The 14,487-nt window shown below is 73.8% G+C and carries 6 protein-coding genes and 1 pseudogene; 5 read left to right on the forward strand and 2 right to left on the reverse strand.

Going from position 1 to position 14,487, the window contains the following annotated elements; translation table 11 throughout:
- Position 1: 1 nt before the first annotated feature.
- Positions 2-2,533: pseudogene (locus tag FJ309_09515) on the forward strand (DNA translocase FtsK).
- Between the two features lie 394 nt (positions 2,534-2,927).
- Here FJ309_09515 and FJ309_09520 read toward each other — a convergent pair.
- Positions 2,928-3,182, reverse strand: a complete 255-nt coding sequence (locus FJ309_09520) for a hypothetical protein (GenBank protein MBM3954836.1) — start codon at positions 3,180-3,182, stop codon at positions 2,928-2,930.
- Between the two features lie 126 nt (positions 3,183-3,308).
- Here FJ309_09520 and FJ309_09525 point away from each other — a divergent pair, with 126 nt between their 5' ends.
- The 4 genes from FJ309_09525 (at position 3,309) to FJ309_09540 (ending at position 13,311) form a co-directional block, all read left to right on the forward strand.
- A complete protein-coding gene (locus FJ309_09525) occupies positions 3,309-4,658 on the forward strand; it encodes a WD40 repeat domain-containing protein (protein ID MBM3954837.1) in 1,350 nt (449 codons plus the stop codon).
- A gap of 363 nt (positions 4,659-5,021) precedes the next feature.
- The gene (locus tag FJ309_09530; GenBank protein MBM3954838.1) at positions 5,022-8,201 is read left to right on the forward strand and encodes a cyclic nucleotide-binding domain-containing protein; all 3,180 of its coding nucleotides are present in this window, start codon (positions 5,022-5,024) and stop codon (positions 8,199-8,201) included.
- A gap of 14 nt (positions 8,202-8,215) precedes the next feature.
- Positions 8,216-11,644, forward strand: a complete 3,429-nt coding sequence (locus tag FJ309_09535; protein ID MBM3954839.1) for a c-type cytochrome — start codon at positions 8,216-8,218, stop codon at positions 11,642-11,644.
- A gap of 56 nt (positions 11,645-11,700) precedes the next feature.
- On the forward strand, positions 11,701-13,311 hold the full coding sequence (locus FJ309_09540) for a citramalate synthase (GenBank protein MBM3954840.1): 1,611 nt from the start codon (positions 11,701-11,703) through the stop codon (positions 13,309-13,311).
- 218 nt (positions 13,312-13,529) lie between these two features.
- Here FJ309_09540 and FJ309_09545 read toward each other — a convergent pair whose 3' ends face one another.
- Positions 13,530-13,823, reverse strand: coding sequence for a hypothetical protein (locus tag FJ309_09545; GenBank protein ID MBM3954841.1), 294 nt, complete (start codon positions 13,821-13,823; stop codon positions 13,530-13,532).
- Between the last annotated feature and the right edge of the window lie 664 nt (positions 13,824-14,487).

Below are 14,487 nucleotides of genomic sequence, written 5' to 3' on the forward strand. Positions count from 1 at the left end.
CATGGCCACCATCCCGCGCCGCGGCGCCGCCGCGCGCCCCTTCCCCCCCTCGCGCCCTCTCGTCGCGCTTCCCCCGGCGGCGAGCCCTGAAGAAGGCATCGTCGCGTCGACCGACCGCCTCCGCGGGATCGCGGGCCTGGTGCTGCTGGCGGTCGTGGTCCTCCTCGCGGTGGCACTGGCGACGTTCGATCCCGCCGATCCACCGGCGGGAAGCGTCTTTCCCCCGCCCGTCGGACCGGCCAACGCCTGTGGTCTCGTCGGCGCGATCGTGGCGGCGAGTCTCATCAGCGCCTTCGGCCACGCCTCCTGGTTGGTCGTCCTCCTGCTGGCCGCGCTCGACTGGCAGCTGCTCCGCCGCCGCGCGCTGGCCGACCTTCCGCTGCGGACCACCGGCGCCGTGCTCGCCACGCTCGGGCTGTGCACGCTCATGGCGTTGCTGCTGCCGGCCTGGGTCGCGCGGCCCGTGTGGGGCCCCGGTGGCAGGCTCGGGGCGTTGGGGAGGTTTTTCGCCGAGGGCTGGCTCGCGCCCACTGGCGCCGTGATCGCCGCCGTCGGCGTCGCCCTTGCCGGCGGCTGGCTCCTCGCCGAAGCCTGGCTCGTCGCCGTGGGGCACGGCGTGATCGCGATCGCGACGGCGATCGGCGCCGGCGTGGCCGCCGCCGTCGCTCTCGTCGCCGGGGGAGGCCGCCGGGCCGCCGAGGCGATGGCCGCGCTGCCCGTTCCGGCGCTCGCCACGAAGGAACCGAGCGTCGCCGCAGCGCCTCTCCGCCCGGCCATCGACCTCACGGCTGACGACGACACCGACCACGCCTACGACGCCGACCACGCCGCCGACGACGGCCCGACGATCCGCGTCCGCCGCCGCGCCGTCGCCGCCACGCTACCGCCGGAAGACGACGACTCGTTCATCGACGACGACTCGGTCGCAGCCGACGAGCCGAGCGACGCCTCGGACGACGACGACGCCGTCGCGGCGCCGGCTCCCGCCGTGGCGCGGCCGGTGCCGATCCGCTCGACGGCCAACCGGCGCCAGGCGGTGAGCGTGGTCGAGCTGTCGCCCGATCCGGCGGCCGAGTACGAGCTCCCCGGCCTCGACCTTCTCCTCCCCGCCGAGCACATGCACCTCGAGGAGCAGGAGCAGGAGGTGCGCGAGCGGGCGCGCGTGCTCGAGAAGACGTTCGGCGACTTCGGGTTCAAGGTCCGCGTCGTCGAGATCGAGACCGGACCGGTGATCTCGCAGTACGAGATCGAGCTCGAGGCCGGCCTGCGGCTGGCGAAGATCGCCAACCTCGCCGACGACCTGGCGATCGCGCTGCGCGTGCCGAGCGTGCGGATCGTCGCCCCGATCCCGGGGAAGAACTCGGTCGGCATCGAGGTCCCCAACACCACCCGGCAGATGGTCCGCCTCCGCGAGGTGATCGAGGAGACGCAGGCCAAGAGCCGGGCGATGAAGATCCCGATCTACCTCGGCAAGGACGTGGCCGGCAATCCGATGGTGGTCGACATGGCCGCCATGCCCCACCTCCTCATCGCCGGCCGCACCGGCACCGGCAAGAGCGTCTGCCTCAATTCGATCATCGTGTCGATGCTGATGACGCGCCGGCCCGACGAGGTGCGGATGCTGTTGATCGACCCGAAGATGGTCGAGCTGACGCCCTACAAGTCGCTCCCCCACCTCATGCACCCGGTCGTCACCGACATGAAGAAGGCCGAGGCGATCCTCGCCTGGGCGGTGCAGAAGATGGAGGAACGCTACGCGCTGTTGGCCAAGGTCGGCGTCCGTCACCTCACGCAATACAACCAGATCGGCCGCGAGGAGCTGATCCGGCGGATCAACCCGCCGAGCCAGGAGGAGGCCGACGCGATCCCGACGACGATGCCGTTCATCGTGATGATCGCCGACGAGATCGCCGACATGATGATGACCGCCGGCAAGGAGATCGAGCAGCACATCATCCGCCTCGCCCAGAAGAGCCGCGCGGTCGGGATCCACCTGATCCTCGCCACGCAGAAGCCGACCGTCGACGTGATCACCGGCCTGATCAAGAGCAACCTGCCGGCGCGGATCGCGTTCCAGGTCGCGAGCCGCACCGACAGCCGCGTCGTCCTCGACGAGATGGGGGCCGAGCGCCTCCTCGGCAACGGCGACATGCTGTTCCTCTCCCCGGGCACCAGCCAGATCCTCCGTGGCCAGGGCACCTACGTCAGCGACGACGAGATCGGCCGCGTGATGGCCGCGGTCGGCACCGACACGCCGCAGTACGCCGCGGAGCTGGTCAACCTCCAGCCCGCCGGCGCCGCCGACGCCCAGGCCACCCCCGCCGGCTCGCCGCAGGACAAGGACGACCTCTACGACGCCGCCGTCGAGGTGGTGATCCGCGAGGGGCGCGGCAGCGTGTCGCTCCTCCAGCGCGCCCTCGGCGTGGGCTACGGCCGCGGCGCGCGGCTGATCGACTTCATGGCCGAAGACGGCGTCGTCGGCCAGTATGCCGGCAGCCAGGCGCGCGAGGTCCTCCTCACGATGGAGCAGTGGGCGTCGCGGAAGGGCACGCCGGCCCCGCCCCCCGATCCCGCCCCGCGGAAGCTGAAGATCCAGCCGCATGCCGGCGAGCCCCAGCCGGCGGGAGGGCTGACCGCGAAACAGGTGGGGCGCCCTGCCCCCGAGCCGGTCGAGTTCGAGACTGACGACGACGACGAGGGCGAGGGGGACGACGACGGCGAGTCGTTCGAGCAGGACGACGCGTTCGCCGAGGCGGACGCCGACGCCGACGCTCTCGACACGTTTTCCGCCACGTCAGACGACGACGAGGCCTGGGAAGACGATGCGTCTGCCGACGACGGCTCGGCCGTTGACGACGACGAAGCCGCCGCGTCCGACGCGGACGACGACGACTGAGCCCTCGGCCAGGCTCGCCCCGGCGAGCCCGTCAGCCGGCCCGTCGGCCGTGGCTTCCGGGATCGAGCCCGTCCGGTGCCCGGTCCCCGCCGTGATCGAGCGACACGATCAGGAGCGGCTCGACCACCGACCAAGTATCGTCGGCCGCCCCCACGATCACCCGCCGCGGCGTCAGGGCGACGAAGTCGGGGTGCGGCACGGGCAGCGACCGACCGTCGGCCAGCCGGATCGAAAACGGCACGAACGGCTGCGCGTGAAGTGCCTCGCGAACGCCGGCGATGTCCATGGGGAAAGTGTCCTCGCAAGCCCCGTGGTCGTCTAACCTATACATGCGTTCCCTTCGCCGTCAAGAAGGCAGCACCGCGGCGCATCTTTTCAGTTCGCGTCGCGCCACTGCCACCGCGCGGGCGGCATGGGTAGGGCCAGAAATGCCCGGCGTTCGGTCGATATCCGGTCGCCGTGGATTCGGGTCGGTGGTTCAGTTGAGGGGTGTGGGCGACAAGCACTACGGGGATGGCCTCCACCCGCCGGGAGTCACTCGATGAGAAAGCCCGTGCTCTGGATCGTGGCGTCTCTCGCCGCGGTCGTCGCGGTCGTCGCGGTCGGGCAGTGGCGCGCGGCCGCGGCCGAGGCGCTGCGCGCCAAGCGCCGCGTCTACACGACGACGCTCGAGAAGCTCGAGGCTGTCCTCGACACCCGCGACCGGCGGCGGGTCAGCGACGTCTTCGCCGACGCCGTCGCCGCCCATCGCGCCGCCTATGGCGCTGCCGCCGCCATGCCGCTCGAGTTGGCGATCCTCCGGTCGGCGATCGATCGCTCGCTGGCGACGTGCGTGGGGCACGAGGCGGAGGTCACGGCCGTCGCCTTCAGTCCCGACGGGAAGCGGCTGGCCACGGCCTCCGTCGATGGCACCGCCGGGATCTGGGACGCGGCCACTGGAGCGTCGCTTGGCGTCCTTCGGGGACACCGCCAGCCGCTCACGGTGATCGCCTTCGCCCCCGACGGCCGCAGCCTGGCGACCGGGTCGGCCGATGGCCGGTTGTCGATCTGGGACACCGCGACGAAAACCGTGCGGGCCGATCTGAAGGGACACACCTGGTCGATCACCGCGCTTGCTTTCAGTCCAAACGGCAGCCGCCTCGTCACCGGATCGACCGACAAGACGGCGCGGGTCTGGGACGTGGCCAGCGGAGCGACGGTCGTCGTGCTCTCCGGGCACGTCGACCGGCTCAATGCCGTCGCCTTCAGCCCCGACGGCACGCTCCTCGCGACCGGGTCGAGAGACCGTACGGCGCGGATCTGGAGCGTGGCGACGGGGAGCCAGCGTGCCGTCTGCACGGGGCACGATCTCGCGGTCACGAGCCTCGCCTTCAGCCCCGACGGCACTCGCCTCGCGACCGGATCGGACGACGCGACGGCACGGATCTGGAACGCGGCGACGGGGGCGGAGGTGGCGACCCTCACCGGGCACTCACTTCCGATCACGAGCCTCGCGTTCGCCCCCGACGGTACGCGCCTGGCGACGGGCTCGCGCGACAAGACCGCGCGGGTGTGGGAGGCCTCGTCGGGGGTGTCGCTGGCGGTGCTCGCGGGACATGCCGGTCCGGTCAATTCACTCGCCTTCCGCCCCGACGGCCGCTGTCTGGCGACGGGGTCGGACGACGGCCCGGCCCGTCTGTGGGGCCTGTCGAACGCCGAGATCCACGAGAATCGCCTTGCCGCGACAGCCACCGACCCGGGCCAACGGTCCGGCCGCGACTGACGGCGATCGACATCGCCCAGGCCGCGCGCCTCGAACCGAAGACACCTCCGGGGCAGGTCTATGCCACCGAGGCGTTCGCGGCCCGTGCGGCGCTCGAGAGCCACGCCGCGTTCCGCTGCACGTTCGTGCGGCAGCTCGACTTTGACAAGCGCTACGGGTCGTTTCCGACCTACGTCGTCTCGCGCGGGGCGACATCAGCGGAATGACCGAATGATCGTGTCGTAGTCGGCATTCCGCACGGGATGATGTCTCGTCTCCCCACGGTACCCTGCCAGCGGCACGGCTGCCCAGGAGCCCCGGCGCGGCTGCCCGGTACACTGCCGCCGGTCCCGGATCGGTCGTCCCGCGCCCTCTCTCGCCGCCATGCTCTCCCCCACGCAGCGCGATCTGGTCAGGCAGTCACTCGGCGACCTGCTCGCCGCCAGCCCGGGGGCCGACGTCGACGCGCTCGCGACCGCGGCGACGCGCCTCGACGTGGCCGAGGGGGAGGTGCTCGTCACCGAAGGCGAGCCGGCCGGCGATGCCTATGTGCTCCTGGCGGGGCGGTTCGGGGTCTATGTCCGCGGCGCCGGCGCGGGGCTGCGCCGGATCGACACCGTCGAACGCCCCGGCTCCTTCCTCGGCGAACAGGCGCTCGTCGCCGGGCGCCACTTCCGCACCGCGACCGTGCTGGCGCTCGAGCCGGCGACCGTGGCCGTGCTGCCCGGGGCGCTGTTGGGAGCGCGGATCGCCACTGACCCGGCCGCCGGCGCCGCGCTGCAGCGCCAGTCGGTCGAAAACGCGTGGCGCAAGTGGCGCGCGTTGGCCGCCGAGCTCGCCGGCGCCACCGGGGCGGCGCCGGCCCAGTCGCGGCAGCTCCGCGCGGGGGAGGTGCTGTTCGAGCCGGGCGATCCCTCGACGCATGCCTACTTCGTCCTCGGCGGCGAGATCGGCCTCTGGCATCCGGGGTGCCCGGAACCGAGCGAGACGATCGGCCCCGGGCTGCTCGTCGGCGAGCGCGGCACGCTCGCCGGCCGGCCACGCCGGCTCCGCGCGGCGGCGCTGTCGGCCGCCGAGCTGTTGGTCATCGAGGCGACGGCGCTCGAGGGCTCGCGGCGCGGCACGGGGCCGTTCGCGACGATGCTCGAGGGCCTCGCCACCGCCCACGACCTCCCCACGCTCGGCACCGCGTACCGGTATCTCGCCCATGTCGGCGACGAGTCGTGCATCGTCACCGACTATTCGGGGTCGGCCGCGGGGCGGGTGCGCGTCCGCCACTTTCCCGCCGGTCCACGCACCGAGGCGGTTCGCAGCGGCGCTGCTGAAGTGCCGCGCGACGTCGTCTCATCTCCCGATGGCACCGTCTCGATCATGCTCGGCGACGGCGACAGGCTCGTCGGCCTGTCGACGACCGGCGCCTGGCCGCACCTGCCGGCGCTGATGGGGCTGCTCCTGCGCGGCGGCGCGGTCGCCGACTGGCAGCGCCGGGCATTCACCGCGACCGGGAGTTGGCTCGAGGAGGCGGCGGCGCAGCGCGTGCCGACTGGCGCCGAGATCGTCTGCAGTTGCACGCTGGCGACGGCGGGGGCGATCCGCACCGCCGCGGCCCGGGCGGCGACGGTCGAGGATCTGGTGCGCGTGACCGGCGCCGGCGGCGTGTGTGGTGGCTGCCGCGGCCGGCTGGCGGCCCTCCTCGGCGGCGGTGGCTTCGCGCTGTGCCGCGTGGAGATCGCGCCGCTGGCCGTCGGTGCGGTGCGCGCCCGGCTCGTGCCGATCGACTCGCGCCCGCTGCCGGCCGCGGCCGTCGGCCAGCACGTACGCGTCGAGGGGCTGATCGACGGCCGCTGGGTCGGCCGCCCCTACACGCTCACCGCCGCCCGCCCCGACGGCTACGAGCTCGGGGTCAAGCTCGAGGAAGGGGGCCTGTTCTCCCCCTGGTTGGCCGCCGCCGGGCCAGACACGCTGGTGCGCGTGCTGCCGCCGCAGGGAGAGTGCTGCCCCGCGGCCGACGGCCCGGCGACGCTGGTGTATGTCGTCGCCGGCATCGGCGTGACGCCGGCGATCGCGGCGGTGCGGAGCCTGGCGGCGACGCGGCGGATCCGGGTGATCTTTTCCGCGCGCTCCCGCGACGCCGCACCCTACCTGGCGGAGCTCGAGGCAGCGGCCAAGGCCGGACGGATCGGCCTCGAGACCTGGTGGTCCGCGAGCCAGGGGCGGATCAGCGGCGCGGCGCTTCGTCAGCGCGTGGCGGCCGAAGGCGCGTGCGACGTGATCGCGTGTGGCCCGGCCGACTTCAATGCCACCGTCGCCGCCGCCCTCGCCGGCTTGCCCGGCGTGGCCGTGGCCTGCGAGAGCTTCGACCATCCGCTCCGCGGCGAGGGAAGTGTCGGCCGCCCCGGCGGCTGGCGGCGCCGGCCGTTCACGCCGGCCGGTCCCCCCGGGGGCGAGGTGACGATCGCCACGACGCTGCCCGCGGTCGAACAAGCGGAGCGGTTCCTCCTGCAGTACTTCGCCGAGCAACGCCCCGGCACCGATCCGGCCCAGCGGATCACGCGCGTCAGGGAGGCGTTCGCGGCGACCGGCACGTGGCGGAAGACCGCCGACGAGTTGGCGTTCGCCGCCCGGCTCGCGTGGCGCAACGCCGGCCGCTGCGTCGGCCGGCTCCACTGGCAGGCGCTCCACCTCCGCGACTGCCGCCACCTCGATACTCCCGACGACATCGCCGAGGCGCTGTTCGAGCACCTCCGCTTCGCCTTCAACGGCGGCAACATCCGCCCGGCGATCACCGTCTTCGCCCCCACCACGCCCGACCGCCCCGCGCCGCGGGTCTGGAACCCGCAGCTGCTCCGCTACGCCGGGCTCCGCCTCCGCTCGGGACGCCAGGTGGGCGACCCGGCGCAAAACGCCCTCACGCGCCGGATCATCGACCTCGGCTGGGAGCCCCCCGGCACCGACTTCGACCTCCTCCCGCTGGTGATCGAGACGCCGACCACCGGCCCGCGCCTCTATCCCCTCCCCGCCGACTGCCGCCCAGAGGTGCCGCTGTCGCACCCCGATCATCCCTGGTTGGCGGCGCGGGGGCTCAAGTGGTACGCCGTGCCTGCCGTCAGCGACATGGCCCTCGACGCCGGTGGAGTCACCTACCCGTTCGCCCCGTTCAACGGCTGGTACCTCGACGCCGAGATCGCCGCGCGCAACTTCACCGACGCCGACCGCTACGACCTCCTCCCCGAGATCGCCGAGCGGATGGGGCTCGACATCGGCAACGACCGGACGCTGTGGCGCGACAAGGCGCAGCTCATGCTCACCGAGGCGGTGCTCTGGTCGTTCGACCGGGCGGGGGTGAAGATCGCCGACCACCACGCCGTCGGCCACGAGTTTCTCGAGTTTTGCCGCAACGAGCAGGCCGCCGGCCGCGAGCCCTACGGCCGCTGGATGTGGCTCGTGCCCCCGGTCGCGGCGTCGACGTCGGTGCTGTATCGCGAGCCGTTCAAGGACGTGTCGCTCAAGCCCGCCTACCGTTACCAGCGGCCGGTGTGGGCCGACGGACCGGCAGCAGGGTGACGGGAGGACGGACGATGGCGTGGAAGCGGGTGGCGTGGGCGGCGGTGCTCGGTGCCTGCGCGACGGTCGGCGCTCCACGGGGCGGGAGCGCCCCGCCGGCCGTGCCGGGGATCGAGCCGCCGCCGCCGGCGCGGGAGCCGCGCGTGGCGCCGGCGAGCGACGAACCGGTCGGCGCCGCGGCGGCGATCGGGGTGCCGGAGGGGTTCACGGTCGAGCCGTTCGCGGCCGAGCCGCTGATCGCCAACCCGGTCGCGTTCACGATCGACCGGGCGACGGGCGTGGTCTACGCCTGCGAGGCGTTCCGCGCCCACAAGGGGGTCGGCGACAACGTCCGGATCAACGACGACACCTGGCTCGACGCCGACCTGGCCTCGCGCCACGTCGACGACAGGTTCGCGTTCATGGTTCGCCTGCTCGGCGACCGGGCGCCGGAGTGGGTCGCCGAGACCGACCGCGTCCGCCGGATCGTCGACAGCGACGGCGACGGCCGCGCCGACCGGGCGACCGTCTTCGCCGACGGGTTCAACCGGCTCGTCGACGGCCATGCCGCGGGGATTGTCGCCCGGCGCGGCGCCGTCTGGCTGGCCTGCATCCCGTCGCTCTACCACCTCGTCGATGCCGACGGCGACGGGATCGCCGAGCGGCGCGAGCCGCTCCACACCGGCTACGGCGTGCGCGTCGCCATCCAGGGCCACGATCTCCACGGACTCACGCTCGGCCCCGACGGCCGGCTGTGGTTTTCGATCGGCGACCGCGGCTACGCCGTCGACGGGGGCGACGGCTCCCTCCAGAACCCGGAGAGTGGCGCCGTGTTCCGCTGCGAGACCGACGGCTCGGGGCTCGAGGTCGTCCACACCGGACTGCGCAACCCGCAGGAGCTCGCCTTCGACGACCTCGGCAACTTGTTTACCGTCGACAACAACACCGACGGCGGCGACAAGACGAGACTCGTGTGGATCGTGCCGGGGGGCGACTCCGGCTGGCGCGGGCCGGTGCAGTACCTCCCCGACCGCGGGCCGTTCAACCGCGAGGAGCTGTGGCGGACGGCATTCCCGGGGCAGGCGGCGTTCATCGTGCCGCCGCTGGCCCACATCGGCGCCGGGCCGGCGGGCTTCGCCGCCGATCCCGGCACACTGCCGGAACCCTGGCGCGGCCGGTTCTTCCTCGCCGATTTCCGCGGCGCCGCCGCCACCAGCTCGGTGCGCAGCTTCCGGATCGAGCCGGCCGGCAGCGCCTTTGCCGCCGTCGATGAGGAGGAGACGTTTCGCCACGTCCTCGCGACCGACGTCGAGATCGGCCCCGATGGCGCGGTGTGGGTGAGCGACTGGGTCCACGGCTGGGACGGCCTCGGCAAGGGGCGGCTGTGGCGCTTCGTCCCCCGCCCCGCCGATCCCGCCGCGGCGGCCGCGCACTCGCGCGCCGTCGCCGAGGTCCGCACGCTCCTCGCCGGCGACTGGACGGCGCTGCCCTCCCCCCGGCTCACCGAACTGCTGGCCCATGCCGATCGGCGGATCCGGCTCGAAGCGCAGTGGGAGCTGGCGCGGCGCGGCGACGACGCGGCGCTCCGCGCCCGGCTGGCGGCCGACGAGCCGCTGCTCGCCGTCGTCCACGCGCTGTGGGGCATCGAGCAGATCGCCCGGCGGCTGCCTGCCGGCGACGCGCGCCGCCGGACGCTGACCGACGACCTCCTCGGCCGGCTCGGCGATCCGCGCCGCGAGGTGCGCCTCGTCGCCGCGCGCTGCCTCGGCGACCAGGCCCCCGCCGCGGGCCCGGCGATCGCGGCGCTGGTGCCGCGCCTCGACGACGGCGATCCGTTCGTCCGCGGCGCCGCGGCGATCGCTATCGGCCGCCTCGCCGGCAGCGCTCCCGATTCGCTCGACCGGCAGGCGCTCGTCGGGCGGATCGTCGCGGCGATCGCGGCCGCCGGCGCGCGCGACGCCACGCCCGATCCCCATGCCCGTCATCCGCTGGTCATGGCCCTCGCCGGTGCCGCCGATGGCCCGGCGCTCGGCGCGCTGCTCGGCCATCCCGACCGGGCCGTGCGGCTCGCCGCCGTCCTCGCCCTCCGCCGCCACGGTGATCCGGCGATCGCCCGCGCCCTCGACGACGCCGACGCGGCGATCGTCGTCGAAGCGGCCCGCGCGATCCACGACGTTCCGATCGCGGCGGCCACCCGGGCGCTCGCCGGCAAGCTCCTCACCGGTCCGCGCGAGGGCCTCGACGGCGACGCCTTCCTGCGCCGGGCCCTGGCCGCCGCCGAGCGCGAGGGGACGGAGGCCGACGCCGAGCGAGTCGCCGCGCTGGCGGCCAGCGCCGGCATGCCGGCGGCCCGGCGGCTCGAGGTGCTGGCGCTGCTGGCCGGCTGGGCGGCGCCGCGGCCGCGCGACCGGGTGATCGGCAGCTGGCGGCCGTTCGAGCCGCGCGATGCCGAGCCGGCGCGCCGGGCACTCGCCGCCGTGATTCCCACGCTGCTGGCCACCGACGACGAGGCGGTGCGCACCGCGGCGCTCGACGCCGCGGCGACGCTCGGCATCGACGGCGTCGCCGCCCTCCTCGCCGCCGCCGTCACCGACGGCGGCCGCCCCGCCGCGGCGCGAGGGGCCGCCCTCGAAGCGCTCGGCAACGTCGATGGAGCCGCGGCGCTCGAGTTGACGCGGGGACTCGCCGCCGCGCCGGCCGCTGCACTACGCACCGCGGCGTGGCGCGTCCGGGTGCGCCACGGCGCCACCGCGGGGCTCGCCGACGAGCTCGCCTCCGCTCTCGGCACCCGGGCCGCCGACGACGAGCGCCTCCGCGAGCAGCAGGCGGCGCTCGGGATTCTCGGGCAGCTCGGAGATGCCGCGCCTACAACGCTGCTCGACCGTCTCGCGGCGGCGCTGGGCAGCGGCGCCGGCGATCCGCGGCTCCGGCTCGAGACCCTCGCGCTCGTCGGCGACCGCGTGCCCACCGCCCTGCGCACGGCCATCGAGAGTGCCGGTGACGATCTCCTCGACGGGGGCGACGCCGCCCGCGGCCGGGAGGTCTTCCTGCACCGTGCCACGGTCGAGTGCCTCCGCTGCCACCGGGTCGGGGACGGCGGTGGGGAGGTCGGGCCGCGCCTCGACGGGATCGGCTCGCGGCGCGACCGGGCCTATCTCCTCGAGAGCCTGCGCGAACCGAGCGCCCGGATCGCCGACGGCTACCGCACGGTCGTGCTCGTCACCGCCGATGGCCGGACCGAAGCGGGGATCGTGCGCACGGAGAGCGCCGAGGAGATCGTGCTCGTCCGCGCCGACGGCAGTCTCACGCGCGTCCCGGTGGCCGACATCGAGGACCGGCGCGACGGGGCGTCTGCCATGCCGGCCGAGTTGGCCACGCGCCTCTCGCGGCGCGATCTCCGCGACCTCGTCGCCTGGCTCGCGTCGCTCCGCGACGAGCCGGCAGCGGCCGGTGCGCGGCCCTGAGGGGGAGCCGGGCTATACTCCGCTCCCTGCCATCCGCTCCCCTGCCCCGCGCTCCGATGACCCACCCGCGCACGATCGAGATCTACGACACCACGCTCCGCGACGGTGCCCAGGGGGAAGGGGTCCACTTCTCGCTCGCCGACAAGCTGGCGATCACGCGGCGCCTCGACGCCGCCGGGATCGACTTCGTCGAAGGGGGCTATCCGCTCTCCAATCCCAAGGATGCCGAGTATTTCGCGCTCGTGCGCGATCTCCCCCTCGCCCACGCGAGGGTGGTGGCGTTCGGGATGACGAGGCGCCGCGGCATGGCGGCCGCCGACGACCCCGGGATGCGCGCGCTGCTCGACGCCGGCACGGCGGTGATCGCGATCGTCGGCAAGACGTCGGCGTTTCACGTCGCCGAGGTGCTGGGTGTGTCGCGCGAGGAGAACCTGGCGATGATCGCCGAGACGGTCGGCCATCTCGTCGCGTCGGGCCGCGAGGTGTTTTACGACGCCGAGCACTTCTTCGACGGCTGGAAGCTCGACGCGCCCTACGCCGCCGAGACGATCCTGGCCGCGGCCCGCGCCGGCGCCACGCGGATCGTGCTCTGCGACACCAACGGCGGCACGCTCCCCGACGAGCTGGCGCGGATCGTGCGCGAGGCGGTCGACGTCCTCCGCGCCGCCGACCTCGACCAGGGGGTCGGGATCCACTGCCACAACGACTGCGATCTCGCCACGGCCAATTCGCTCGCCGCGGTCGCGGCCGGTGCGATCCAGGTGCAGGGCACGATCAACGGTCTCGGCGAGCGCTGCGGCAATGCCGACCTGATCGCGGTCGTCGCCAATCTCGCGCTGAAGTCCGCCGGCCACGTCGTGCTCGGCGGGGCCGGCACCGCCCACCTCACCGAGCTGTCGCGGTTCGTCTACGAGACCGCGAACATGTCGTATCGCCCCGGGCAGCCGTTCGTGGGGTCGAGCGCGTTCGCGCACAAGGGAGGGATGCACGTCCACGCCGTCGCCAAGGCGACGAGCTCCTACGAGCACGTCGCCCCCGAGGCGGTGGGTAACTCGCGGCGGATCCTCGTCAGCGAGCTCTCCGGCCGGTCGAACATCCAGGCCCTCGTTGCCCGCCCCGACCTGCGCCACGACCGGGCGCTGATGGAGCGCGTCCTCGCCGAGGTCTGCCGGTTGGAAAACGACGGCTGGCAGTTCGAGGCGGCGGGGGCGAGCTTCGATCTGCTCGTCGAGCGCTGTGCCGGGACGTTCCGGCCGGTATTCGACAAGCTGGCCTACAACGTCGCCGTCGAGAGCCGGGTCGCGCCCGGACAGGCCGAGGAGACGCTCACCGAGGCGACGGTCAAGCTCCGGGTGGGCGACGAGACGCGCCACGAGGTCGCCGAGGGGGACGGCCCCGTCAACGCTCTCGACGCGGCGGTCCGCAAGGCGCTCGAGCCGCGCTATCCGGCGGTACGATCGATGCACCTGCTGGACTACAAGGTGCGGGTGATCAACGGCCAGGAGGGCACGGCGGCGAAGGTCCGCGTGTCGATCGAAAGCACCGACGGCCACGACATCTGGGGCACGGTCGGCGTCAGCGAGAACGTCATCGAAGCCAGTTGGCTGGCACTCGCCGACGCGTTCCACCACCACATCGCCCGCTCGGCCTCCCGGCAGGCTCCCTGATGGCGGAGCGCCGTCCCGGCGTCGGCTTACGGTCGCCTGGCTGGATTGCGTGTTCTGGTGCGGGGTCGGGGCTGCCCACGCCCCGTCGCCGGACGCTCACTGCGGCCTTCCAGGCCTCCGGTCGCTCGCAGACGACTTCGCTTCGCCATCCATGGCTCCGCTCGTCGCCTGAACGCCGGCTCCCGGGGCATGGGCAGCCCCTCAGCGCTCGTGGTGGTTCACCCACCGCACCCCTGCCGCCGCCCACTGGCGGCGGCCACGGTCGCCGGGAGGTGCGACCGCCGCGGGCGAGGGACACCTTGGCTGTCCCTCCGCCCGCGTAAGCCCGCGGGGGCCACGATGGCCCCGCGGGCGCGAAAGTCAGAAAGTCGCTCCGAGAGAGAGCATGAGGGCGTCGGACGGGTTGTATTCGGGGGTACCGTTGGCCGAGATCGTGCGCGAGAAGACGTAGCCGACCTCGCCGACGCCGGCGATCGTGCGGCTGCGAAACACCTCGAGGCCGAGCACCACACGGAGGTCGCTCGAGGTGACGACGGCGGTCGAATCGTCGGGCATCGTCACCGCCCACGTGCCGCCGGCGAATTGGCAGGCGACGTAGCCCCAGGCCGCCCCGCCCCCGGCGAGGTCGGCGATCTTGCGCGAGAGACGCGAGCGCGGTACGAGCAGTTCGAGGCGCGTGTCGGCGCGCGGCGACCAGATCAGCCCGCCCACCGGCAGCACGCGAAGGTCGAGTTGGCGGACCACGGCGGCACCGGCCAGGAGCGAGAAGGCGTCGGTGACACGGACATCGACGATTCCCCAGCCGGTGAGCTGGAACGCACGCGGGTTCCAGGAGCGGTAGTCGCCGTAGACGCCCGGCGTGATGCCGAGGCCGAGGCCGAGGCGCTCGGTGAGCGGCGTCCGCCAGGTGACGTCGATCGACGAGTCGTAGACGGTCGAGGGGAGTTCGAGCACGTCGGGGGGCTGCCAGAAGTGGAACCCGAACCCGGGGGTGACCGTCAGCGCCGGCAGGTCGTCGAACCACACCGGCGCCAGTGTCAGCGCCAGCGGCACGTCGACCATCCCGAAGCCGTCGGCCGGGCCGCGCGGGATCCAGGTCGCCGACAGGCTGCGGGCGTACCAGAAGCGGCGCTGCGTGCGCTGCTCACCCCACGGCGGTCCGAGGCCGTCGGTGTC

The sequence above is a fragment of the Planctomycetota bacterium genome (genome assembly GCA_016872555.1).
Classification (GTDB): domain Bacteria; phylum Planctomycetota; class Planctomycetia; order Pirellulales; family UBA1268; genus F1-20-MAGs016.